Below are 23,390 nucleotides of genomic sequence, written 5' to 3'. Positions count from 1 at the left end.
CAACGGAGACGGCGGGTCCACACCCGTACGCCGGCGCTTTCGTTCCGCCCCCGGCGAGGGTCTCAGCTCTGACCGCGTGCGACGGCCGCGTCGAGGTCCGCGAAGAGCAGCTCCCCGTTGAGCGTGGCCGCCGCGCGGTAGCCGCCGCTCGCCGCGTTCACGACCTGCTCCGCAAAACCCATCGCGTTGCCCGCCGCCCAGACACCGGGCACGGTCGTCAGCCCCGTGGCGTCGACCACCGGATACGCGCCGAACGGCGTCTCCAGCAGTTCGGCGCCCAGCCGCTCCAGCAGACCCGTCCGCGGAACCGCGCGGGGCGCGACGAACAGCACCGAGCGGTCGTGCGTCGTGCCGTCCGCGAGACGCACCCCGGTGAGCCGGTCGCCGTCGACCACCAGCCCGGCGACCTCGCTGGGCACCACGACGACTCCGGCCGCGGCGAGCCGGCGCAGGTCCTCGCCGGAGAGCTCGGCCTCGCCGACCGTGTGCAGGAACAGCGTCACGTCCTTCGACCACTGGCTCACCATCAGCGCCTGGTGCACGCTCAACGGCGTACTGGCCAGCACGCCGAAGGCCTGGTCACGCACCTCCCAGCCGTGGCAGTACGGGCAGTGGATCACGTCCCGTCCGAAGCGCTCGGCGATGCCCGGCACCGGCGGCAGCTCGTCGGCCAGGCCGGTGGTGACGACCAGCCGGCGCGCGTGCACCGTGCCCCCGGCGGCCAGCGTGACGTCGAACTCCCCGGCACCGTCGCGGACCACGTCCACCGCACGGTCCCGGACGAGCTCGACCCCGTACCTCTCGATCTCGCGCCGCCCCTCGGCGAGGAACTCGGTGGGCGGCATGCCGTCCCGCGACAGATAGCCCTGCATGCGTGCCGCGGGTGCGTTGCGGGGTTCGCCCGCGTCGACGACCAGGGTGCGGCGCAGGGCGCGGCCGAGGACCAGCGCGGCGGACAGGCCCGCCGTTCCGCCGCCGATGACAACCACGTCGTATGTCTCGGTCATGGTGACCACCTCCACGGAGAAGGTCGCCCGACCGTGGCGGGATTGACAAATGGCTTTGCCGATTCTGCAATAAAGCCATGAGTGGCACGAGCGACATGAGCGGCATGAGCGGCATGAGCGGGAGCGCGCAGACGGATGAGGTGCTGGCCGAAGTCGGACCGCGGCTGCGCCGGATCCGCAAGGAGCGCGGGGCGACCCTGGCCGGGTTGTCCGAGGCGACGGGCATCTCCGTGAGCACGCTCTCGCGCCTGGAGTCCGGGCTGCGCAAACCCAGCCTGGAGCTGCTGCTGCCGATCGCGCGAGCCCATCAGGTACCGCTGGACGAGCTGGTGGGTGCCCCGCCGGTCGGCGACCCCCGGGTGCGCGCCGCGCCGATCGTGCGGCACGGGCGCACCCACTGGCCGCTGACCCGTCAACCTGGCGGACTCCAGGCTTTCAAGGTGCTCGAACCGCAGCGGAGGATGGCACCGGACCCACGCACCCACGAGGGATACGAGTGGCTGTACGTGCTCTCCGGGCGGCTGCGGCTGGTGCTCGGCGAGCACGACGTGGTGCTCGGTGCGGGGGAGGCGGCCGAATTCGACACCCGGGTGCCGCACTGGTTCGGATCGACGGGGGAGGGGCCCGTGGAGTTCCTGAGCCTGTTCGGGCCGCAGGGGGAGCGGATGCACGTACGGGCGCGGCCCGCGCGGCGTGGCGAAGACGACTGACGTCAGCTGTTCCCAGGTGGGCAAGCGACCGCTTAGTATGCGATCGACCCCGGTCAGACGACGCAGTCCGACACAGCCCCCTGGAGGCCCCGCATGCAGGCATGGCAAGTGCACCAGCTCGGCGAGCCGAGTGAGGTGATGCAGCTCCAGGAAGTGGAGCGTCCGCAGCCCGGTGACGGCCAGGTCCTGCTCAAGGTGCGCGCGGCGAACATCAACTTCCCGGACGCGCTGATGTGCCGGGGGCACTACCAGGTCAGGCCCCCGCTGCCGTTCACGCCCGGCGTGGAGATCTGCGGCGAGACCGAGGACGGGCGCCGGGTGCTCGCCAACCCCGCACTGCCGTACGGCGGCTTCGCCGAGTACGTCGTCGCGGACGCCGCCGCCCTGCTGCCCGCGCCCGACGCCCTCGACGACGCCGAGGCGGCCGCACTGCACATCGGCTACCAGACGGGCTGGTTCGGACTGCACCGGCGCGCTCATCTGGAGGCCGGTGAGACCCTGCTCGTCCACGCCGCCGCCGGAGGGGTCGGCAGCGCCGCCGTACAGCTCGGCAAGGCGGCCGGTGCCACCGTCATCGGTGTCGTCGGCGGAGCCGACAAGGCCGCCGTGGCACGGGAGCTGGGCTGCGACGTCGTCATCGACCGGCGTACGCAGGACGTCATCGCCGCCGTGAAGGAGGCCACCGGCGGCCGCGGCGCCGACGTGATCTACGACCCGGTCGGCGGCGAGGCCTACACCCAGTCGACCAAGGTCGTCGCCTTCGAGGGCCGGATCGTCGTCGTGGGCTTCGCGAGCGGGTCGATTCCCAGCCCGGCGCTGAACCACGCCCTGGTGAAGAACTACTCGATCCTCGGCCTGCACTGGGGTCTGTACAACACCAAGAACCCGAAGCTGATCCAGCACTGCCACGAGCAGCTCACCGACCTGGCCGCGCGGGGCGCGATCAAGCCGCTGGTGAGCGAGCGGGTGCCGCTGAGCGGAGCCGCCGCGGCCGTGCAGCGGGTCGCCGACGGTGTCACCACGGGGCGCGTCGCCGTGGTGCCCTCACTTGAGAACGGAGCAGCCGCATGACCGACGCCGCTGAACTGCGCCGCCGTACGCAGGAGTTGCTGGCGGCCCATCCGCCGGCGACGACCGAGCGGGTGGACTTCCTGAAGGCCCGTTTCGACGCGGGCCTCGCCTGGGTGCACTACCCCGAGGGGCTCGGCGGCCTCGGTGCCCCGCGCACCCTCCAGGCGGTCGTGGACGCCGAGCTGGAGGCCGCGGGCGCGCCCGACAACGACCCGCGGCGCATCGGCATCGGCCTCGGCATGGCCGCGCCGACGATCCTCGGCTTCGGCACGGAGGAGCAGAAGCGGAACTTCCTCAGGCCTCTGTGGGTGGGCGAGGAGGTCTGGTGCCAGCTCTTCAGCGAGCCGGGCGCCGGGTCCGACCTCGCGGCGCTCGGTACCCGCGCCGTCCGCCAGGGGGATGAATGGGTGGTCAACGGGCAGAAGGTGTGGACGTCCAGCGCCCACCTCGCCCGCTGGGCGATCCTCATCGCCCGCACCGATCCGGACGTACCCAAGCACCGCGGCATCACGTACTTCATCTGCGACATGACCGACCCGGGCGTCGAGGTGCGGCCGCTGCGCCAGGTCACGGGCGAGGCCGAGTTCAACGAGGTCTTCCTCACCGACGTACGCATCCCCGACGCGCACCGGCTCGGTGAGATCGGCGACGGCTGGCGGGTCGCCCAGACCACACTCATGAACGAGCGTGTGTCCATCGGCGGTATGCGTATCCCGCGCGAGGGCGGCATGATCGGCCCGGTCTCCAAGACCTGGCGCGAGCGCCCCGAACTGCGCACCCACGACCTGCACCAGCGGCTCCTGAAGCTGTGGGTCGAGGCCGAGGTCGCCCGGCTCTCCGGCGAACGGCTGCGCCAGCAGCTCGTGGCGGGCCAGCCCGGCCACGAGGGCTCCGGGATGAAGCTCGGATTCGCCCGCCTCAACCAGGAGATCAGCGGCCTGGAGGTCGAACTCCTCGGCGAGGAAGGCCTGTTGTACGACGACTGGACGATGCGCCGGCCCGAACTGGTCGACTTCACCGGCCGCGACGCGGGATACCGCTACCTCCGCTCCAAGGGCAACAGCATCGAGGGCGGGACCAGCGAGGTCCTGCTCAACATCGTCGCCGAACGCGTCCTGGGACTGCCGTCCGAGCCGCGCACCGACAAGGACGTCGCCTGGAAGGACCTCGCCCGATGACTGACCTTCTGTACTCGGAGGAGGAAGAGGCGCTGCGCGCCGCCGTCCGCGACCTCCTCACGGACCACTGCGACGCGGCGGGCGTCATCGCCCGTACGGAGTCGGACACTCCGTACGACCCCGAGCTGTGGAAGGCGCTCTCGGAGGGCATGGGCCTGGCGGGCCTGCTCGTGCCCGAGTCGCAGGGCGGCCAGGGCGCCACACATCGCGAAGTCGCTGTGGTCCTGGAGGAGTTGGGGCGCGCCGTCGCTCCGCTGCCGTATCTGACGAGTGCCGTCGTCGCGACCGAGGCGCTGCTCGCGTGCGAGGGTGACGAGACCGCCAAGCTGCTGGCCGCGCTGGCCTCCGGCCGGACGGTGGGCGCGCTCGCTGTCGCGCTGTCCGTGGGGCCGGGCGGCCACTACAAGGCCGTACGCAACGAAGACGGCTTCCTGTACGGGGAGTTGACGGGAGTCGCGGATGCGGCGGTCGCCGATGTGCTGCTGGTTCCGGCGGAGGACGGCGGGCTGTACGCGGTGGACGCGGACGCCGTGACGATCACCCCTCAGGTGTCCTTCGACCTCACCCGTCCGGTCGCGACCGTCACCCTCGACGGGGTACGGGCGCACCGGGTGGGCGCCGCCGAACCCGCCGTACGCCGGGCCCTGCGCGCCGGTGCCGGACTCCTCGCCTCCGAGCAACTCGGCCTCGCCGACTGGTCGTTGACGGAGACGGTCCGCTACCTGAAGGAGCGCAAGCAGTTCAACCGGCCCGTCGGCGGCTTCCAGGCGCTCAAGCACCGGCTGGCCCAGCTGTGGCTGGAGGTCGTCAACACGCGCGCCGCGGCCCGGGGCGCGGCCGACGCGCTCGCCACCGGAAGCGACGACACCGACCTGTCGGTCGCCGTCGCCCAGGCGTACGCGGCGCCCGTCGCCGTGCACGCCGCCGAGGAGGCGCTTCAACTGCACGGCGGCCTCGGTATGACGTGGGAGCACCCGGTGCACCTGTACCTGAAGCGGGCCAAGGCGGACTCGATCGCTTACGGCACGGCGGGCGCTCACCGTGAGGCGCTGGCCGGACTGGTGGATCTCCAGGCGCCCTGACCCGTCTCCTTCGTTCGCGAGAAGCCCGCCCCCTCGTGGGGCGGGCTTCTTCGTGTGGGCTGCTCTGTGTGGGCTGCTCCGACGAAGTGAACACAGGGAGGCAGTCCAGCCAACTCCCCGCACGACACTCCTTCTTGGGCCCCTGGCCACGCATACTCTCCCCCAGTCTCGACTTCGCTCGACCGGGGGGACCCCCACGGTTTCCGTAGGCACTTCCAGGGAGGCAGAGCATGGCCCTTACCACCCGCCGCAGAGCCCTCACCACCCTCGGCGCCGCCCTCGCGGGCTCCGTCGCGTTGCCCGCCACTTACGCGCGGGCGAGTGAACGGGGGCACGGGCCGCGTCCGCTGTGGCGCGCCCACGCCCACAACGACTACGAGCACCCGCGTCCCCTGTTCGACGCCCTCGACCACCGTTTCGGCAGCGTCGAGGCCGACATCTACCTCGTGGGTGACCAGCTCCTCGTCGCCCACGACCCGGTCGAGCTCGACCCGACGCGCACCCTCGAATCCCTCTATCTCGAACCCCTCGCCGCCCGGGTCAAGGCCAACCACGGCTCGGTGTACCGGGGTTACCGCACACCCCTGCAACTCCTCATCGACATCAAGACCGAGGGCTCGTCGACGTACCTCGAACTCGACCGCCATCTGCGCCGCTACCGGCACCTGTTCACGACCTACGCGGACGGCCGCGTGCACCCCGGTCCGGTCACGGCCGTGATCTCCGGCGACCGGGCCGCCCGTACGCCCATGGAGGCGCAGAGTGTGCGCCGCGCCTTCTACGACGGGCGGCTCGCCGATCTCGGCAGCGCGGCCCCCGCTTCGTTCATCCCGCTGATCTCGGACAACTGGACGCTCAACTTCACCTGGCTGGGTGACGGCCCGTTCCCCGACGCCGAGCGCGAGAAGCTGCGCGGCATCATCGCGGCGGCCCACGCGCGCCGGCAGAAGGTCCGGTTCTGGGCGACACCCGATCTGGCGGGCCCGGCCCGTGACGCGCTGTGGGGCGAGCTGCTCGCCGCGGACGTCGACTACTTCAACACCGACGACCTCGCGGGCCTCGAAGCGTTCCTCGACGCCCACGAGCGGAGGTAGCGCGGGCGTGGAGCGGGCGTAACACCACTCGTTCGGAGGACACGTCAGCTGCCCGGACGAACCCTCCGCTACGCCACACTTGCGGCCGAACGCCGCGAAGCGGACGTGGCGGAGGAGGTTGACGATGGCCATTTCCATCTCTGTGGTGCTGTTGCTCCTGATCCTGGCGGTGGTCTTCCTGCGCAATGGCGCGTTGAAGCTGTCGCACGCCCTGGTCTGCGTACTGCTCGGCTTCTACCTGGCGAGCACGAGCATGGCGCCGACCATCCACAGCGGGCTCACCGCGACGGCGGACATCGTGAGCAGCCTGAGGCCCTGACGCGTGAGGTCACGGCCGTGAGAACACGCCGATGCCGTTCGGGACGGGGCGTTCGGCGCCTCCGCTGGGGTGGTTGAGGACGCTGACGGCGGCCGCCCCCGGCTCCCGGGCGACCATCGTGGTGGAGCCCCCGCCGTCCAGGCTGAAGGCCTCCTCGGAGCCCAACTGTCGCATGGTCTGCGCCACTTCGGCGATGGTGAGCCCGCTGCGGAACTCGGGCGCGCCGTCGAGCGCGAGGAGCAGCAGGCGGCGTCCGTCGTGCGCGATGCCCACGGCGGTCCGTACGGCCGAGGTGGTGTTGTCCAGGCCGGGAAGCGGCGAGCCGTTCACGACCATCGGGTAGCCGCCGAGTGCGAAGCGGTACGGAATCCTGGTGGCCTCTGCGACCAGACGGTGCCGTACGACGACCGACTCGCCCATGGACAGTTTCCGCAGCTGCTGGGCGCCCGCCTCGCGGCCCACCAGGACCGTGGTGCCGGGAGCGATGGCACCGCTGCCGGGTGTGTTGTCCGCCGACACGACCCGACCGCGCTCGACCGTCACCTCATAGGTGTCCGAACTACATGGCGCGGCCCGGCTGGTGTCCGTACCACAGGTGGCGCGCACCCGGGAGACACTGCCCCAGTCCGCGGTGAACGCGCCGATCGACCCCTCCGGCAGCGCGTACTGATTGAGCCCGCCGAGCGGCCACTGCCCCTCGCGACTGCGTACGGAACCATCGAGAGCCATGCTGTCCAGCCGGGCCCTGCGGTCGACGCCCACGCCGAGCACGTCCTCGGTGGTCGTGCCGGGCGGCAGGGCGGGCCCGAAGCGCTGACCGTTCGGCACCGCCGCCTTGAGCTCGTGCCCGCTCGCGATCGCCGGGCCCACGGTCGCGCCCGTCGCCGCGACCCCCGGATGCTGGGTCTCCGTGATGTTGAAGAAGTCGCCGTTGACACCCGCGACGGCACCCCGGGAGTCGGCCAGCTGGGAGACGGGCGCCCGGGACGCCACGGCTCCGGGGTACAGGAGGTCGACCCGCACGCGTGGATCGCCCAGATCGACGCTCAGTACATGTGCGTGCGCCACACCCTTGGCGGCCGGGATGTCCAACTGCGTGTACTCGACGCCGGGGGCGATCGCCGTGTCCGTGGCGCCCTCCGCGCCGCTGGCCGGTGCCGCCCCCAGCAGGGCGGTACCGGCCAGCGCACTCCATGCCGCGACAACCGTCAGTGCTGTTCTTAACCGTCCGCCTCGACCCGTCACCGTACCCCCTGATGTCTCGTCAACTTTCCCAGGACTCAGGGGGAGTTCACCAGACGGCGGTGACCCTGCCGATGGCTAGGCGCCGACTACGCGCGAACGGATGAGAAAACGCACTCCTTCGGGTGCTTCGAGCGAGAAGCCGCTCCCGCGGCCCGGCACGACATCGACGATCAGCCGGGTGTGACGCCACAGCTCGTACTGGCTCCTCGACATCCAGAACGTCACCGGCTCCTCGACCCCCTGGACCTCCAGCTCGGCGAGCAGCACGTCGGAGCCGCCGGTACGGAACTCGCCGTCCGGGTAACACATGGGCGCGCTGCCGTCGCAGCAGCCGCCGGACTGATGGAACATCAGCGGGCCGTGGGCCTCCCGCAGTCGCCGCAGCAGTTCGGTGGCCGCGGGGGTCAGTTCCACGCGCGGGACGACGTCCATCGGCTCTCCCGTCGGATCTCACGAATGAGGCGCCCCTGCCGGCGGTGAGCCGTCGGCCGAGGTCGCCGTCCAGCCGACCATCCCGCACGTTGCGAGAGCGTTGCACATCCCCGGTGCGGTGCTGCCACGTCAGAGAGCGGTCAGGTGTGAAGCAGCGTGTTCGCCAAGTCGCGTCGACGGGCGGGTCCGACGGGCGGGTCAGGCGCGCAGGGCCGTGAGCCCGTCGTAGGCGGACATCACGACCTCGATTCCCCGGTTGTCGTTCCCGGGCTCGCGCATCTGGTTCGGCACGTACGACACCGCCATACGGGCGTCGGGCTCGATCATGACCATCGAGCCGCCCCAACCGCCCCAGCCGTAGGTGCTGCCGAACAGGCCGTAGCCCAAGCCCCAGCGCATCGGCATGCCCAGGATGCGGTCCTCGCCGCTGAACTGCTCCTCCCACGCCCGGTCGCAGCCCGCCTGCGACAGCAGCCGCACACCCCGCACCGTTCCCCCGCACGCCATGACCGACTGCACGAGCGCGACCGAGCGGGCGTTGCCGAATCCGCTCGCCGCGGGGATCTGCGCGCGGCGCCAGGCGACGCTGTTTCCGTCACGGAGCCGGATCCTGGTCCCGGCGGCAGCAGCCGCGGTGGGGCTGGGCGCGCTCGCGAGGTAGTCCTCGTCCCGCGACGGCGGCGGGACCGCGAGCGCGACCCGGTGGTCGTGCTCTGCGGACAGCCCCATGTGGAAGTCCGCCCCCAGCGGCCCGGCCACCTCGTCGGCGAAGAACTCGCCCACACTGCGACCGGTGATCCGGCGCACGACCTCGCCCACGAGGTATCCCTGGGTGAGCGAGTGGTATCCGGCCGCGGTGCCCGGCTCCCATTGCGGAGCCAGCTCGGCGAGCCGCGCCGTGGCGGACGGCCAGTCGTAGAGCTCCTCGACCGTCCCGTCCCAGTTGGGCAGGCCCGCGGTGTGCGAGAGCAGGTGCCGCACCAGCACCCCGTCCTTGCCCTCCGCGGCGAACTCCGGCCAGTACCGGGCGACCGGCGCGTCCAGATCGAGCTCGCCACGGTCTGCCAGGATGAGTGCGGACAGTGCCGTCATCGTCTTGGTGACGGACCAGACGCCCGCGATCGTGTCACGCTGCCACGGGATCGTGCGGTCCGCGTCGGCGAATCCGCCCCAGACGTCCACCACCGGCTCGCCGTCCACGAAGACCGCCACCGAGGCGCCCACGTCCCCAGCGTCCAGCAGCGCGGCCAGCGCCTCGGGCACTGCGGTGAACAGATCATCATATGAACCCTGAATCTCCGTCATGCCGGGAACCTAGCCCGCACCGCACCGTCGCGGTCAACCGAATTTGCGGCGCGACGCCACGCCGGGTGCGCGTGCGGGGCGCCGTTGTCAGCCATCGTTTTCGTTCCCGCGGAACACATCGGCCCTGGTTCGGTGCCTCTGGCCCGTCTGTCTCGCCGAGGGCTGGAAAGAAGGGGGGCGAGCGGCTCGGCCGCCTGTTCGCCGCGTTCGTTCGCGGTCGTACCGCACTCGCCTGCGCCGCCCGCGTGGAGATTGCGGTCGGTAACCGGGTGGGGATGATTGATCTCATGACGGTTCACGGCATCGTCGACCGACACGGCAAGGGCGGGATCACGGTCGGCCACGTGGTGAGCCACGTCATCGGCTTGGCGTGTCTGCCGCCGGACATGCCCGTAGCAGACGCCGAGGTGGAGGTACTGATCGTCGGTGGCGGGCCGGTCGGGCTCACCGCCCGGGCGCTGCTGGAACGCTGGGGCGTGCGGACACTGCTGGTCGAGAAACACGCAGAACTGTCACCCTTTCCCCGGTCCCGGCTGGTCAACGCGCGCACCATGGAGATCTACCGCCAGCTCGGACTCGCCGACAAGATCTCGGCCGACGCGTTCGCACCGGAATATGGCCGCATTCGCTTCCGCGACACCCTGTACGACCGTGACTTCGCCACAGCGGTGATGGTCGGGATCAACGCGCCGATCCCCGAGAGCCCTGTGATCGGCGTGGTCACCTCACAGGACCGGTTGGAACCCACCCTGCTCGCCGCAGCGGACGCGGAGGTGCGGTACGGGGTTGAGCTCATCGACCTGGTGGAAGAAGCCGAGAGCGTCTTGGCCGTACTCGTCGACCGTCAACAGGGTGAAGAGAACGGTGAACAGAACGGTGAAGGGAGCGGTGAAGAGACTCGCGTCCGTGCTCGTTATCTACTCGCCGCCGACGGTGCGAACTCCACCGTCCGGCAACGGCTGGGAATCGACACCACTGGCCCCGGAGCGATCGCGGACGCCACCACGGTCGTGTTCGACGCCGACCTCAACCGATGGTGCGCCGACCAGCCCGCCGGGGTCTACTTCACCGCGCACGGATCATTCCTCCCGCTCTACCCCGAGGGAGGCTGGGCCTGGATCGTTCCCACACCCGAAGACGCGGCGAGTGCCGACTGGCCCGCCCTCGTCTCACGTGCCCTCGGCTCCAGCGCCGACGTACGAGCCGAGGTGTTGCGGGTTCAGCACTGGGTGGTGAACGCGTTCGTCGCCGAACGCCTGCGTCACGGCCGGATCCTGCTGGCCGGCGATGCCGCGCACGCGATCCCGCCCGCCGGCGGTCTGGGGATGAACGCCGGAGTCGCCGATGTACACAACCTGTGCTGGAAACTGGCGGGCGTTCTGCGCGGCTGGGCCGGACCAGGCCTGTTGGAAACCTACGAGACGGAACGGCAACCCGTCGCCCACCGGACTCTCCGTCAAGCGGTGACCAACGCCCAACTCATGTTCCAAGCGCAGAACCGACGCCACGACCAGCTCCAAACCGGCGAAGCGGCGCCGGCGCAGATCGAACTGCCCTGGTCGGACCAGTACTTCGCTCAACTCGGTCTCGTGCTCGGCGTCATCTATCACTCCGACGCCGTCCTCACCGACGACAGCACCCCTCCTGAGTCATCGGACACGGGTACGGACTACATCCCCACCGCAAAGCCGGGCCACCGCATGCCACACCTCTGGCTCACCCGCGACCGCTCCACGCTCGACACCTTCGGCGAAGGGTTCACTCTGCTCACGGCAGACCCCGCCCACTGGGAGCAACACAGCACCGCACCATGGCCGCTGCACATCGAGACCCTTCCCGACGAGCACACCGACCTCTGCGGCCTCAGCCGGCACGGAGCACTTCTGATCCGACCCGACGGCCACATCGGCGCCCGCTGGCCCGACCGCCCACCCAGCGACTCGACCCTCCGCAACGCCCTCACCACCATCACCCGCTCGACACCTACCTGATGGCCGGACAACCGAGCGGTGGGTGCTCAGATCCAGGTGTCGAGCCACATCCTGGCGCGCCAGCTGGAATACGGAATCGTCTGCCCGGTGTAGAGGGGGAAGAAATAGATGAAGTTCCAGATGATGAGCAGCACAAGAGCGCCTGCCGCCACCGCACCCCGTATGCGTCGTCTTTCATCCGCCCCCGGAGGACCCAGCAGCGCGCCCACCATCATTGCCACGGCCAGGCACAAGTACGGCACGAAGACGACCGCGTAGAAGGAGAAGATCGTACGGTCCTGGTAGTGGAACCAGGGCAGATAACCGGCACCCGCCGCGCACAGGATGGCGCCCGCGCGCCAGTCGCGGCGCAGCGCCCACCGATAGAGCAGATACACGAGCGCGCAGCATGCAGACCACCACAGCAGCGGCGTGCCCAGGGCGAGGATCTCCTGCGAGCAGGCGGACGCCGCGTGGCAACCGTCCTGCCCAGGTTTCGGCGACTGAATGTAGAACGACACAGGACGACCGAGGACGAGCCAGCTCCACGGGTTGGACTGGTACGGGTGTGGAGTGTGCAGCCCCACATTGAACTGGTAGACCCCGTACTCGTAGTGCCACAGGCTGCGGAGAGAGGCCGGTATCCACGACCATGTGCCGCCGCGGCCGTCCGCCCAGTGCCGCCCGTAACCGTTGTCGGACAGGAACCAGCCGGTCCACGTCGCCAGATAAGTCACCGCGGCAACGGGAACGACGGACAACACCGACCAGCCGAGGTCCTTGCGCAGCACCGCCCGGTACGGGCGGCTTGACCCCGCGACGCGGCGGGCGCCGACGTCCCACAGCACGGTGAGGATCATGAAAAAGGCCAGGACGTACAGGCCGTTCCACTTGCTGGCGGCCGCCAGTCCGAGGAAGAAGCCGGCCGTGAGCCGCCATGGACGCACGCCCATCCTGGCGCGGTCGCCGGTGTCCTGATCCGGGCCCGCGCAGCCGTCCCCGCCCACCGGTAGGGCTGCCGCGAGCCGGGCCCGCGCCTTGTCCCGGTCGACCAGCAGGCATCCGAAAGCCGCCAGTACGAAGAACATGACTACCAGGTCGAGCAGAGCGGTGCGGCTCATCACGTAGTGCAGACCGTCCACCGCCATCAGCGTTCCGGCCACGCAGCCCAGCAGCGTCGAACGGAACAGGCGGCGTCCTATTCGGCACAGCATCAGCACCGACAGCGTCCCCAGCACCGCCGTCATGAACCGCCAGCCGAACGGGTTGAGGCCGAACACCCACTCGCCGAGGGCTATCACCCACTTGCCCATCGGCGGATGCGCGACAAAGTGCCCGGTCTCGGACAGGGGGATCACCTGGGGGTGCGCCAGGATCTGCGGGTCGGAAATCTTGGCGTCCGGCCAGGTGCCCTCGTAGCCGAGCCGCAGCAAGGACCAGGCGTCCTTGGCGTAGTAGGTCTCGTCGAACACGACGCCTCGCGGCCGGCCTAGGTGCCAGAAGCGGATCGCTCCGGCGAAGGCGGCGACGAGTACCGGCCCCAGCCAGCCCATCGCCTTCGCTACGCGGTACGCCAGTAACGGGCTGAGGCCCATGAGCTCCCAGACGCGGGTCCCCGGCTCCGGAAAGGGCGGAACCAGCCGTTCACGGATGTCGGTCCTGGGGCGTCCGGCATACCCGTACAGGCGCAGCCGTTCCTTCCAGGCACTGTGCTCCTTCAACGGACGGGGGCTGTCGAGGACATGGGAACGCGTCGCGTTGCTACTCGTCACCGGATGACCCTAGACCGTGTCCTGCACGGCCAGTTGAAGAAGCCGAGCGGCACAGGGCTCCCGTCAGATCGGCAAACGCCACGCGGCACCGGCGCCTGGTAGGAGTATGCCTTTCGGCCGGGACCGAATCTGGCGTCGTGCCGGGGCGGCCGATCCGCCTGGGCGCCCGCAAACGGGCCATGACCCGTGTAGGCCGGGGGTGTCCCCGGTGCTTGGAAGGCGAGCGGGCAGCAACGGCCGTCGGCCAACAGGCGGATCTTCGTGGTTCGTTCGCCGCGGGAGTGTCTTAGGGCGTGGCCATGCGGCGTGCTGGTGAGGGCGCACGATCGTGGAGTCGACGGCGACGACCCAGTCGTCTCGAACGGGACGGTGTCGTCGATGCCGGCCCGCCGGCACCGCTGTGCCCGGCCTCCTCTGCCAAGATCCAGCCATTCTTCCGCTGCTGCGGAGCGATCGGTCCCTGTATGTACGGAAGCGCCGACTGACGCGGTTCCTCCCGGCTGAACCGGTGCACGAACTGCTCGCGCACAGCCCTCAGTTCGCCCGTCCACAGCCTGCCATCAGCAAGGTTCCCGCCCAGAGCCACACTAACGACTGAACTTCCCACACGTCACGGCAAGCATCGTTGCAGTACTGAGCGCGGCCCACCCGGCAGTGCCGGGATGCCTCGGGGGTACCGGTGCAGGCAGCCCGGAGAACTCCCGTTGTCACAGGTCAAGGCATGTCTTCGGCGTCAAGGCACCTGCAGACGGGCACCGTTCCTTGGATGCAGCTTCAAATCTTGAGCACGAATTACACACATCCCTCTCTTCAGACTGGCCCCGATGGTCTAGATTGACCGTGCTTCACATGCTGGGACACGAGGCGACAAATCATGATCTATAGGGCAGGCGCTGCGGACAGCCCGCAGCTGCGTCTCCGCCGCCAGACGTGGGGGTGATCGATTCTTGGAGCCCGAGAGGGGCCTTGGGCGCGGGGAGCACCCGAGGTTTCGACGGGTTCCGGCGCACCTTGAGCGTCTGGCAGGACATGCGAGTCTGCTGCCGCCAGGGTGGGTTGTTGAAGTAGCGCTGAAATAGCCGGGATGTCATGCGCGAGGGGCGAGGGCCTCCCGGGGGAGGAACAGCGCGGCGGGGGGCGGGGGGCCTCCCGAGGGGAGGAACTGTGCGGGAGGCGGGGGCCTCCCGGGGGGAGGGGCAGTGTTGGGCGACCACGTTGAACCATTGGGAACCGGGGGGGTTCTGTGCGTCAGGGGGGACTAGTCGGCCCTTTTCCGTCGGCGCGCGGGCGTCTGGCGAACGGGGCGATCAGCCAGCCGGCGAACGACTGGGAGCAGCGGTACCGCCGTACCGTGATCACCAGCGATACCGTGGCCACCGCCTTCGTGGTGGCTGGAATAGGCAATTTCTTCGGGGCCCGGGACGCGGCCAACTGGCACGAGAAGTGGGGAATTCTCGCATTCGGCACCGAGCTGCTGGTGCTGGGAGCGCTTGCGGTGAGCCGGGCGTGGGCTCCGGCCGTGCTCGGCCAGGGTGCCGAGGAATTCCGCCGGCTCGGACGCTCACTGTTCGCGGCGACCGTCGTACTGGCGCTCGGCGGGATAGCCCTCACCTCGCGCAACATCAAGCTCTGGATATTCGTCGCGATCCCCGCGATCGCGCTCATCACCATGACCGAGCGGTATCTGCTCCGCCTCTGGCTGCACAAACAGCGGAAGGAAGGACGGTGCCTGAGACCGGTGCTCGCTGCCGGGAGCCTGGCCACGGTGCGCGACCTGATCACCCGAACCCGCAAGTTCCCGCACCTCGGCTGGCGAGTGGATGCGGTGTGCACGACGGACGGTCTCGGGCTCGACGATGACCAACTGGACGGAGTGCCGGTCGTCGGCCGGCTGACGGACGTCGCGGGCCACGTCCATCGCGATGGCTACCGTGTCGTCGCGGTCACACCGGACCCGCACTGGTCACCGGACCGGCTGCAGCGGCTGGCCTGGAACCTCGAAGGCAGCGATGCCGAGATGATCGTGGCCCCCGTGCTGATGGAGGTGGCCGGCCCGCGGCTGCACGTCGACGCGGTGCTCGGGATCCCGCTGCTGCGGGTCAGCATGCCGACCTTCACCGGGGGCCGCCGGGCGATCAAAGGCGTCGTCGACCGGATGGGCGCCGCGATCCTGCTGATGCTGTTCGCGCCGCTGATGGTGCTCGTCGGGCTGCTCGTGCTGCTGGACAGCCGAGGTGGGGCGTTCTACCGCCAGCGCAGGGTTGGCAAGAACGGCCGCGAGTTCACCATTCTCAAGTTCCGCACCATGGTCTCCGGGGCCGACCGGGCACGTGCCGAGCTGGCCGACCTCAACGAGGGCGCCGGCCTGCTGTTCAAGCTCCGCCGGGACCCGCGGGTGACCCGGGTGGGAGCAGTGCTGCGCCGGTACTCGCTCGACGAGCTCCCGCAGCTTTTCAACGTACTCGCCGGATCGATGTCGCTCGTCGGTCCGCGGCCTCCGCTACCGGAGGAGTCCGCTGCATACGGCCCGGACATCCGGCGGCGGCTGCTGGTCAAGCCCGGACTCACCGGCCTGTGGCAGATCAGCGGACGCAGCGACCTGTCGTGGGAGGAGGCGGTCCGCCTCGACCTGCGGTACGTGGAGGACTGGTCGCTCGCCCTGGACACAGTGATCTTGTGGAAGACGCTGCGTGCGGTGCTCTATGGGCAGGGGGCCTACTGATGCGCGGGGAACTGCAACTCAACGGTTCCGCCGACGCGCGGACCGCAGGCCGAGAGGGTCTGTCTTGGGGGAGGAACGGGTCATGAGAGTCAGCGTTTTCGGGCTCGGCTACGTGGGCTGCGTGTCGGCCGCGTGCCTGGCCAGCATGGGCCACGAGGTCATCGGGGTGGACGTCAACCAGGTGAAGGTCGACCTGGTCAACGACGGCAAGGCCCCGGTGGTCGAGGAGCGGATCGGCGAGCTCACCGCCGAGGTCGTGCGGACCGGAGCGCTCCGTGCCACCGGCGACGTCCGCGAGGCGATCATGGACAGCGAGGTGTCGCTGGTCTGCGTCGGCACGCCGTCGGAGCCCAACGGCAGCCTGTGCACGACGTACTTGGAGCGGGTGACCGAGGAGATCGGCGCCGCGCTGGCCGAGCGGGGCGGACGGCACACCGTCGTGTTCCGCAGCACCATGCTCCCCGGCACCTGCCTCAACCTGCTGGTACCGATCCTGGAGAAGAACGTCGGCGGCACGGCCGGGGTGGACGTCGGGGTCGCGGTCAACCCGGAGTTCCTGCGCGAGGGCACCAGCGTGCGGGACTTCTTCGACCCGCCCAAGACCGTCATCGGCGAGCTCGACGCGGCGAGCGGCGACGCGGTGGCGGCCCTGTACGAGGGCCTGCCCGGCGAGGTGTTCCGGGTGCCGGTCCCGACGGCCGAGGCGATCAAGTACGCGGACAACGCGTTCCACGGCCTCAAGATCGGCTTCGCGAACGAGCTGGGCGCCGTGTGCCAGGCGCTCGGGGTGGACTCGCACCAGGTGATTGACGTGTTCCTGGCCGACCGCAAGCTGAACATCAGCCCCGCCTATCTGCGCCCCGGCTTCGCCTTCGGCGGCTCCTGCCTGCCCAAGGACCTGCGCAGCCTGGTCCACGCGGCGCAGCGGGCCGACGTGTCGGTGCCCATCCTCTCCCACGTGCTCCCGTCCAACGCCGACCATCTGCAGCGCGCGGTGGAGCTGGTCGAGCGCACCGGCAAACGCCGGGTGGGAATGTTCGGGCTGTCCTTCAAACCCGGCACCGACGACCTCCGCGAGAGCCCGCTCGTCGAACTCGCGGAGCGGCTCCACGGTAAGGGATACGACCTGAAGATCCACGACGCCAACGTGAGCCTCTCCCGGCTGCTCGGCGCGAACCGCGAGTACATCGAGACCCGGCTGCCGCACCTCGCGCAGCTGCTCGCGGACTCCGTCGACGAAGTGCTCGAGCACGCCGAGGTGTGCCTCGTCGGGACCAAAGATCCGGCCGTCCTCTCGGCGCTGCCCCATGGCGGCAGCCAGGTGATCGTCGACCTCATCCGCCTTCCCGACGCGGAGACGCGCCGGACCGAACCGGGATACATGGGCCTTGCTTGGTAATGCAGACAGCGGCGACGGCTCGGGCCGACGCGCGCTGATCCTGGTGGAGAACCTGTCGGTGCCGTTCGACCGGCGGGTGTGGCAGGAGTGCACGACGCTGCGCGACGCGGGCTGGGAGGTGCACGTCATCTGCCCCCGGGGAGAGAAGCGGGACACGGAGCCGGAGGCGTTGATCGACGGGGTGCGGATCCATCGCTACCCGTTGCGCGCCGCCACCGGAGGACCGGCCGGCTATCTGCAGGAGTACGGAACGGCGTTGTGGCACACCGCCCGGTTGGCCCGCAAGGTCGGCCCGGTTCACGTGGTCCACGCCTGCAACCCGCCCGACCTGCTGTTCCTGGCGGCCCGGTGGCTGAAGCGGCGCGGCGCACGGTTCGTCTTCGACCAGCACGACCTGGTGCCCGAGCTGTACCTCTCCCGGTTCGACCGCGGCAAGGACCTGCTCTACCGCGCCGTGTGCGCGCTCGAACGACGGACCTACCGGGCCGCTGACGTCGTGCTCGCCACGAACGAGAGCTACCGGGACGTCGCGGTGAGCCGTGGCGGCAAGCGGCCGGAGGACGTCTTCGTGGTGCGCAGCGCGCCCCAGATCGAACGGTTCCAACCGGTGCCGCCCGAGCCGGAGTTGAAGCGCGGTAAGCCCCATCTGCTGTGCTACCTGGGCGTCATGGGCCCGCAGGACGGCGTCGACTACGCCCTGCGCGCCCTCGCGAAGCTGCGCGACGAGTTCGGGCGGACCGACTGGCACGCGGTGTTCGTCGGCTCCGGCGATGCCTTCGACGCGATGGTGGAGCTGTCCCGGCAGCTCGGTCTCACCGATCAGGTGCAGTTCACCGGGCGCATTCCGGACGCCGACCTGCTGCGCTACCTGTCCACAGCGGACGTGTGCCTTTCCCCGGACCCGCGCAATCCGCTCAACGACGTGTCGACCATGAACAAGGTTCTGGAGTACATGGCGATGGGCCGGCCGATCGTCTCCTTCGACCTGAAGGAGGCGCGCGTCTCCGCCGGTGACGCCTCCGTCTACGCACCCGCCAACGACGAGGCCCAGTTCGCCAAGCTCATCACGGTGTTGCTGGACGACCCGGACAAGCGGACCCGGATGGGCAAGATCGGCCAGGAGCGGATCGGCGGGCACCTTTCCTGGCGCAACTCACAGGCATCGCTGCTCGCCGCCTACGCCGCCGCGTGCCGGGACCGCAGTGCGGTCCCGGCGGGCGGTCCGGTGCGCACAAGGAAGAAGAGGCAGCGCAGTTGAACGAAGACACCATCCGCCTCGTCACGATCGGGCGGATACTCCGTCGGCGGTGGCGGCTCCTCGCCGTCCTCGCCGTGGTGGGCGCACTCGTCGGGTACGGCGCCTCGGTGCTGGTGTTCCCGCCGCGATACACCGCGTCGGCACCGGTACTGCTGCCAGGGGTCTGGGAGGAGCGAGAGCTGCTTACCCAGGTCGACATCGCCACCAGTCTGACCGTGGTCGACCGTGCGGCCGACGCTCTCCACTGGTCCGACGTCAGCCGCACCGAGCTGCGGGACCACGTGAGTGCCACGGCCGGCGACGGGAACATCATCACGATCTCGGGTACGGCCGACACCCCGGAGCGCGCGCAGCGGCTCGCCGACGGGGTGGCCCAGCAGTTCGTGCAGTTCGCCGCGGACGTCGCGGGCAGCGGTGCCGACGCCGGAGTGGCCGCGCAGACCGAGGCGCTGCGGAAGCAGGTGGCGGAGACCAACCGCCGCATCACCGACCTGGCCAAGGCGGCCGATCCGGGACAGACCGTGGAGAGCGTGCAGTCCCGCACGGCGCTCGAGAACCTGCGCACCTCGCTGGAGGCGGCCATGAAGAAGCTGGAAGAGGCCGATCCGGCGACCAGCAAGGCAGGCATGGTCGTCATGGGGTCGGCCACCCGGCCGACCGGCGAGGCACCGCCGACGAGGATTCAGCTCGTCGTCGGCGGGGCGCTGCTGTTCTTCCTGCTCGCGGTCATCGGCCATCTCGTCGCCGCACGGATGAACCGCCGACTGCGCACCGAACCCGAGATCGCAGCCGCGCTGGGCGCGGCTCCGCTGGGCACCGTCGACGTGGCCGGTGAATGGCCCGCGCACCGGCCGCAGGGCGGGGGCCGACGATCCCGGGTCCGCCGACTCCTCGGCATGGACACCCGGTGGGACATACCGGCCCCGCTGAAGTCCGGCGACGAGGCCGGCAGACGGCTCCGCTACCGGCGGGTGTGCGCCCGCCTCCGGGAACAGCTGCCGGCTCCCCGGCGGCTGCTGGTCGTCGTACCGGACGGAGACGAGATCGCCCGCCGGGCCGCGGGGCTGCTCGTCGCCGAGGCCAAGACCGATCCGCTGCTGCGGGTGGTGGAGGTGTCGGTGGACCGGCCGACGGTGCCGGACCGCGAAACCGAGGCCGGTGCCCTGGTGGTCCTCAGCGCGGGCAGCTGGACCGCGGAGGAGCTCGCAGGCATCGCCGAGGCGTGCGCGGACGGCAGGCACGAGGTCCTCGGCGTCGTCGTCGCCGGCACGGTCCAGGCCAGCCCCAGGCGTTCTGCCGCCGATCTTCCGGACGACGCCACTCTGGCGTTCGCGGTTCCGGGCCGGGCGACGGGAGGTTCGGCGTGACCACGAGCACGACTTCGGAGTCCTCGACCGCCACCCCGCTCCTGGACCTGCATGCGCTGGTGGTGTCGGTGCGCAGGCGCCGCCGCCTGTGGTGCACCATGGCGCTCCTGGGCTTTCTGACCGGCGCGGCAGTGGCGGTCCTGATGCCGCCGCCGCCGAGCGCGATGACCAAGGTGCTGGTCGCCCACGCGGAGGATCAGCCGAACGACACCGGAACACTGATCCGCACCGACGTCGCGCTGCTGCAGACCACGCGGATCGCCGACATGGCCTTGAAGTCCCTCAAGTCCTCGGAAAAACCCGGGGACTTCATGAAGGACTACCGGGGAACCGGCCTGACCAACAACCTGCTGCAGATCGATGTGACCGGCGACAGCGACGCGCAGGCGGTGGCCCGGGCCAAGGCGCTGGCCGACGCGTTCGTCGCCGACCACGTCAAGCGGATGCAGGACATCGCGCAGGCCGAGTCCAAGGCCCTGCTCGGCCAGCGTGACCGCACACGGGACGAGCTCGCCACGGTCAACAAGGAGATCAGCGACCGATCCACGGCCGGCGACACGAAGGCGGCGGCGAGCATCGAGTCGCTCTACGCCCGCCGGGCCGAACTCAACTCGCGGATCTCCGACTTCGACCAGCGCGCCGCCGACGCCCGCACCGGCACGCCCCAGGTCATCGCCGGCACGCAGATCGTGGACGCCCCGAGCGCGGTGCGACACTCCCTGCCCAAGGCGGCTGCCACCGACGCCGTGATCGGGCTCGTCCTCGGGCTCTTCCTCGGACTCGCGCTGGCCGCGGTCGGCGTGGTGGTCGCGGACCGCCCCGTACTGCGCCGGGACATCGCGGCGAACCTGGGCGCCTCGGTCATCTCGGAGCTGCCCCACCGGTCGGGCAGGCCCTGGCAGCGCCGACGGACCCGGCTGGCGCGCGAACGGCTCACCACGTCCCTGGCCCGCACCGCGCGCGCCTCCGCGGAACCGTTGTCGCTGCTGGAACTGGGCTGTGCGCGCAGCACGAGCGCGATCGCGCTGAACGTCGCCAGGGCACTGGCGGCCGACGGGCCCGTGGTCGTCGTCGACGGCCTGCCCGGCTCGGAGCTCTCCGGCCGCCGCCCGAAGCCGGGGGACCCCACCGTGGTCAGCGGCGAGCAGGCCGCGACCGTGCCGGACCAGGGGCGCCTGCTCGGCGTCGGCTCGGTCGCTCCCGGCACCGCGTGGACCGACCTCCAGTACCTCGGCACCCAGACCGTGCTCGTCGTACGTGCCGGGCACGGCAGCGCCGCATGGCTGCACACCGTGGCGCGGCAGCTCGCGGACCAGCGCATCGCGGTGGTCGGAGTGGTGCTGATCGACCCGGATCCGCGGGACCGGACCGACGGGACGCTGTGGGACGGGCTGCACATCGCGCTGCGGGGACACAGCGAGCGGACGGCCCGGCAGAACGGGACCGGCCAGGTGAAGAACGAGCGACTGCCGATGTGGGCCGCACGAGTCCCGGACAGCGACCAGGAGGTGCGGTAGGACATGTGTGGCATCGCGGGAACTTACCGATGGCCGGACGGCAAGATCGTGACCGACCGGCTCACCGACACTCTGGCCCACCGCGGCCCGGACGGGGCGGGCCGGTACGGCCACCCCGTAGGTGACGGCGAAGTGCATTTCGGGCACCGTCGGCTTTCCATCATCGACCTGTCCGAGACCGGCGCCCAGCCGATGGTCTCGGACGGTCTCGCCCTGACGTACAACGGCGAGCTGTACAACGCGCCCGAACTGCGGGCCGAGTTGGAGGCCGCCGGGGTGCGCTTCCGCGGGACCTCCGACACGGAGGTGCTCCTGGAGGCCTGGCGGCGCTGGGGCACGGACTGCCTGCCCCGGCTGCGCGGCATGTTCGCGTTCGGGATCTTCGACGAGCGCACCGGTGAACTGGTGCTGGCCCGCGACCAGTTGGGCATCAAGCCGCTGTTCCTGCTCCGGCGCGGCGCGGGCCTGGTGTTCGCCTCCGAGCTGAAGGCCCTCGCCCTCGCGACCGGCGGCAAGCTGGAGGTGGACCATGCGGCGCTGGTGGCCTCGCTCCTCTACTACTGGGTGCCTGACTCGCGGTGCGCGTTCCGCGAGGCGGAGAAGCTGCCGCCGGGGAGCTGGCTTCGGTGCCGGCCCGACGGCCGGGTGGAGCGCGGCCGGTTCTGGAACCTGAAGGACGTCGCCGCCGAGGGCCAGGAGCGGGCCCGGGCCGGCGAACTGCCGGACATCGCCGCCGTCGTCGAGGAGTCGACCCGGCGCCACCTGCTCTCCGACGTACCCGTGGCGACCTTCCTCTCCGGAGGCCTCGACTCCAGCTACCTGACCGCGCTGGCCGCCCGCGAGCAGCCCGGGATCTCCGCCTACACGATCGGGTTCCGCGCCGAGGACGCCAAGTTCGAGGCGATGCCGGACGACCTGCGCTACGCCCGGCAGGTGGCCGAGCGGTTCGGCGTCGACCTGCACGAGATCGAGATCGCCCCGAACGTGCTCGATCTGCTGCCGCAGATGACGTACAGCCTGGACGAGCCGATCGGCGACCCCGCCGCGATCAACACCTTCCTGATCTGCTCGGCCGCCCGGGAGGCCGGGGTCAAGGTGATGCTCTCGGGGATGGGTGCCGACGAGCTGTTCGCCGGGTACCGCAAGCACCTGGCCAACCTGCTTGCGCTGCGCTACCAGCGCGTCCCGCGGCCCCTGCGGCGCGGCCTGTCCAGTGCCGTGGACCGGCTGCCGGTCGCCACGGCCCGCCGGGGGTACCGGTCGGTTCGCTTCGCGAAGCGGTTCCTCTCCTTCGCCGATCTGCCGGAGGAGACCGCGTTCCGGCGCAGCTACACCATGTACGACCAGGAGGAGCTGCTGGCCCTGGTCAATCCGGACTTGGCCGGGACGGTGGAGGACGTGCTGACCGAGCATGCGGACATCTACGAGGACAACGACCTCGACGACTTCGTCAACCGCATGTGCCTGGGCGACGCCCGGATGTTCCTGCCGGGCCTGAACCTCACGTACACCGACCGGTCGAGCATGGCCGCGTCGACCGAGGTGCGGGTGCCGTACGTGGACGTCGAGGTGGTCAAGGCGGCGTTCGCCGTGCCCGGCGATCGCAAGATCGTCGGACGACAGGGCAAGGCCGTCCTCAAGGAGGCGGCCACCTCGATCCTGCCCCGGGAGATCGTGTACCGGCCCAAGGGTCTGTTCAGCGCGCCGCTGCGCGCCTGGATGAGCCGGGATCTGGCACCGCTGGTGCGCGAGGTGGTCAACGACGGTGTGCTCGTCAACTCCGGGCTCCTGCGCCGCGACGCGCTGGCGCGCATGGTCGCCGAGGACGCAGCCGGGCAGCAGGACTTCTCCAAGCATCTGTGGCATGTGCTGACCCTCGAGTACTGGTATCGCGACGCGACCTCCGGGTCCGGCCAGAGCACTCGGTTGACGGCTTAGGAAT

General features: G+C 70.3%; 18 protein-coding genes and 1 pseudogene. 13 read left to right on the top strand and 6 right to left on the bottom strand.

The genetic code is table 11. The features are described 5' to 3' along the window. Nucleotides 1–62: 62 nt before the first annotated feature. Nucleotides 63–1,007 carry an NAD(P)/FAD-dependent oxidoreductase gene (locus AB5J50_RS08025; protein ID WP_369256264.1) on the bottom strand — a complete coding sequence of 315 codons (945 nt, stop codon included), beginning with the start codon at nt 1,005–1,007 and terminating at the stop codon, nt 63–65. A gap of 77 nt (nt 1,008–1,084) precedes the next feature. Between AB5J50_RS08025 and AB5J50_RS08020 the strand changes: the two genes are divergently transcribed. The 6 genes from AB5J50_RS08020 to AB5J50_RS07995 all read left to right on the top strand — a co-directional run bounded on the left by AB5J50_RS08020 (nt 1,085) and on the right by AB5J50_RS07995 (nt 6,461). Next, nucleotides 1,085–1,717: a helix-turn-helix domain-containing protein gene (locus AB5J50_RS08020; protein WP_369256262.1), complete on the top strand. Its 633-nt coding sequence runs from the start codon at nt 1,085–1,087 to the stop codon at nt 1,715–1,717. 93 nt (nt 1,718–1,810) lie between these two features. Beyond that, complete coding sequence (locus tag AB5J50_RS08015) at nt 1,811–2,788, top strand: NADPH:quinone oxidoreductase family protein (protein WP_327426971.1); 978 nt, start codon at nt 1,811–1,813, stop codon at nt 2,786–2,788. Further along, nucleotides 2,785–3,966, top strand: coding sequence for an acyl-CoA dehydrogenase family protein (locus tag AB5J50_RS08010; protein ID WP_369256259.1), 1,182 nt, complete (start codon nt 2,785–2,787; stop codon nt 3,964–3,966). Before AB5J50_RS08015 ends, AB5J50_RS08010 begins: the two co-directional genes overlap by 4 nt. After that, nucleotides 3,963–5,048: an acyl-CoA dehydrogenase family protein gene (locus AB5J50_RS08005; RefSeq protein ID WP_369256257.1), complete on the top strand. Its 1,086-nt coding sequence runs from the start codon at nt 3,963–3,965 to the stop codon at nt 5,046–5,048. The genes AB5J50_RS08010 and AB5J50_RS08005 overlap by 4 nt, the downstream gene beginning before the upstream one ends. Nucleotides 5,049–5,278: 230 nt before the next feature. Further along, complete coding sequence (locus AB5J50_RS08000) at nt 5,279–6,142, top strand: phosphatidylinositol-specific phospholipase C/glycerophosphodiester phosphodiesterase family protein (protein WP_369256255.1); 864 nt, start codon at nt 5,279–5,281, stop codon at nt 6,140–6,142. 124 nt (nt 6,143–6,266) lie between these two features. After that, the gene (locus AB5J50_RS07995; RefSeq protein ID WP_327426967.1) at nt 6,267–6,461 is read left to right on the top strand and encodes a hypothetical protein; all 195 of its coding nucleotides are present in this window, start codon (nt 6,267–6,269) and stop codon (nt 6,459–6,461) included. A gap of 9 nt (nt 6,462–6,470) precedes the next feature. Here AB5J50_RS07995 and AB5J50_RS07990 read toward each other — a convergent pair whose 3' ends face one another. From AB5J50_RS07990 to AB5J50_RS07980, 3 genes are all read right to left on the bottom strand, one after another. Next, nucleotides 6,471–7,706 (bottom strand): phosphodiester glycosidase family protein, encoded by a 1,236-nt coding sequence (locus AB5J50_RS07990; RefSeq protein ID WP_369256253.1) that lies wholly within the window; start codon nt 7,704–7,706, stop codon nt 6,471–6,473. Nucleotides 7,707–7,781: 75 nt separating this feature from the next. After that, nucleotides 7,782–8,138 carry a DUF779 domain-containing protein gene (locus tag AB5J50_RS07985; RefSeq protein ID WP_369256251.1) on the bottom strand — a complete coding sequence of 119 codons (357 nt, stop codon included), beginning with the start codon at nt 8,136–8,138 and terminating at the stop codon, nt 7,782–7,784. 198 nt (nt 8,139–8,336) lie between these two features. Beyond that, nucleotides 8,337–9,443: a serine hydrolase domain-containing protein gene (locus AB5J50_RS07980; protein WP_369256249.1), complete on the bottom strand. Its 1,107-nt coding sequence runs from the start codon at nt 9,441–9,443 to the stop codon at nt 8,337–8,339. On the opposite strand from AB5J50_RS07980, the gene AB5J50_RS07975 reads away from it, so the two are divergent. After that, nucleotides 9,422–11,434: an FAD-dependent monooxygenase gene (locus AB5J50_RS07975; protein WP_369256247.1), complete on the top strand. Its 2,013-nt coding sequence runs from the start codon at nt 9,422–9,424 to the stop codon at nt 11,432–11,434. The genes AB5J50_RS07980 and AB5J50_RS07975 overlap by 22 nt on opposite strands. A 26-nt stretch (nt 11,435–11,460) precedes the next feature. On the opposite strand, the gene AB5J50_RS07970 is transcribed toward AB5J50_RS07975, so the two are convergent. Together AB5J50_RS07970 and AB5J50_RS07965 are read right to left on the bottom strand one after the other, a co-directional pair. Then, nucleotides 11,461–13,134 carry a dolichyl-phosphate-mannose--protein mannosyltransferase gene (locus AB5J50_RS07970; RefSeq protein ID WP_369265332.1) on the bottom strand — a complete coding sequence of 558 codons (1,674 nt, stop codon included), beginning with the start codon at nt 13,132–13,134 and terminating at the stop codon, nt 11,461–11,463. Between the two features lie 445 nt (nt 13,135–13,579). Beyond that, nucleotides 13,580–13,765 (bottom strand): annotated as a pseudogene (locus tag AB5J50_RS07965) (IS701 family transposase); the annotation flags it as partial. A gap of 663 nt (nt 13,766–14,428) precedes the next feature. Here AB5J50_RS07965 and AB5J50_RS07960 point away from each other — a divergent pair. The 6 genes from AB5J50_RS07960 (at nt 14,429) to asnB (ending at nt 23,386) form a co-directional block, all read left to right on the top strand. Then, nucleotides 14,429–15,907: a sugar transferase gene (locus AB5J50_RS07960; RefSeq protein ID WP_369256245.1), complete on the top strand. Its 1,479-nt coding sequence runs from the start codon at nt 14,429–14,431 to the stop codon at nt 15,905–15,907. 82 nt (nt 15,908–15,989) lie between these two features. Further along, the gene (locus tag AB5J50_RS07955) at nt 15,990–17,306 is read left to right on the top strand and encodes a nucleotide sugar dehydrogenase (protein ID WP_369256243.1); all 1,317 of its coding nucleotides are present in this window, start codon (nt 15,990–15,992) and stop codon (nt 17,304–17,306) included. Beyond that, the gene (locus AB5J50_RS07950; protein ID WP_369256241.1) at nt 17,296–18,564 is read left to right on the top strand and encodes a glycosyltransferase family 4 protein; all 1,269 of its coding nucleotides are present in this window, start codon (nt 17,296–17,298) and stop codon (nt 18,562–18,564) included. Before AB5J50_RS07955 ends, AB5J50_RS07950 begins: the two co-directional genes overlap by 11 nt. Further along, nucleotides 18,561–19,931 carry a Wzz/FepE/Etk N-terminal domain-containing protein gene (locus tag AB5J50_RS07945; protein ID WP_369256239.1) on the top strand — a complete coding sequence of 457 codons (1,371 nt, stop codon included), beginning with the start codon at nt 18,561–18,563 and terminating at the stop codon, nt 19,929–19,931. The genes AB5J50_RS07950 and AB5J50_RS07945 overlap by 4 nt, the downstream gene beginning before the upstream one ends. Continuing rightward, on the top strand, nt 19,928–21,448 hold the full coding sequence (locus tag AB5J50_RS07940) for a Wzz/FepE/Etk N-terminal domain-containing protein (protein WP_369256237.1): 1,521 nt from the start codon (nt 19,928–19,930) through the stop codon (nt 21,446–21,448). The genes AB5J50_RS07945 and AB5J50_RS07940 overlap by 4 nt, the downstream gene beginning before the upstream one ends. Before the next feature lie 3 nt (nt 21,449–21,451). Then, nucleotides 21,452–23,386, top strand: a complete 1,935-nt coding sequence (gene asnB / locus AB5J50_RS07935; protein ID WP_369256235.1) for an asparagine synthase (glutamine-hydrolyzing) — start codon at nt 21,452–21,454, stop codon at nt 23,384–23,386. Nucleotides 23,387–23,390 lie beyond the last annotated feature (4 nt).

The organism is Streptomyces sp. R35 (assembly GCF_041053035.1).
Classification (GTDB): domain Bacteria; phylum Actinomycetota; class Actinomycetes; order Streptomycetales; family Streptomycetaceae; genus Streptomyces; species Streptomyces lutosisoli.
This window is presented reverse-complemented; position numbering and strand designations above follow the sequence as displayed.

Excerpts from the sequence above, each read along its gene's own strand:
- AB5J50_RS08025 (WP_369256264.1), bottom strand. The coding sequence starts at position 1,007 with ATGACCGAGACATACGACGTGGTTGTCATCGGCGGCGGAACGGCGGGC.
- AB5J50_RS08020 (WP_369256262.1), top strand. The coding sequence starts at position 1,085 with ATGAGTGGCACGAGCGACATGAGCGGCATGAGCGGCATGAGCGGGAGC.
- AB5J50_RS08015 (WP_327426971.1), top strand. The coding sequence starts at position 1,811 with ATGCAGGCATGGCAAGTGCACCAGCTCGGCGAGCCGAGTGAGGTGATG.
- AB5J50_RS08010 (WP_369256259.1), top strand. The coding sequence starts at position 2,785 with ATGACCGACGCCGCTGAACTGCGCCGCCGTACGCAGGAGTTGCTGGCG.
- AB5J50_RS08005 (WP_369256257.1), top strand. The coding sequence starts at position 3,963 with ATGACTGACCTTCTGTACTCGGAGGAGGAAGAGGCGCTGCGCGCCGCC.
- AB5J50_RS08000 (WP_369256255.1), top strand. The coding sequence starts at position 5,279 with ATGGCCCTTACCACCCGCCGCAGAGCCCTCACCACCCTCGGCGCCGCC.
- AB5J50_RS07995 (WP_327426967.1), top strand. The coding sequence starts at position 6,267 with ATGGCCATTTCCATCTCTGTGGTGCTGTTGCTCCTGATCCTGGCGGTG.
- AB5J50_RS07985 (WP_369256251.1), bottom strand. The coding sequence starts at position 8,138 with ATGGACGTCGTCCCGCGCGTGGAACTGACCCCCGCGGCCACCGAACTG.
- AB5J50_RS07975 (WP_369256247.1), top strand. The coding sequence starts at position 9,422 with ATGAACCCTGAATCTCCGTCATGCCGGGAACCTAGCCCGCACCGCACC.
- AB5J50_RS07980 (WP_369256249.1), bottom strand. The coding sequence starts at position 9,443 with ATGACGGAGATTCAGGGTTCATATGATGATCTGTTCACCGCAGTGCCC.
- AB5J50_RS07955 (WP_369256243.1), top strand. The coding sequence starts at position 15,990 with ATGAGAGTCAGCGTTTTCGGGCTCGGCTACGTGGGCTGCGTGTCGGCC.
- asnB (WP_369256235.1), top strand. The coding sequence starts at position 21,452 with ATGTGTGGCATCGCGGGAACTTACCGATGGCCGGACGGCAAGATCGTG.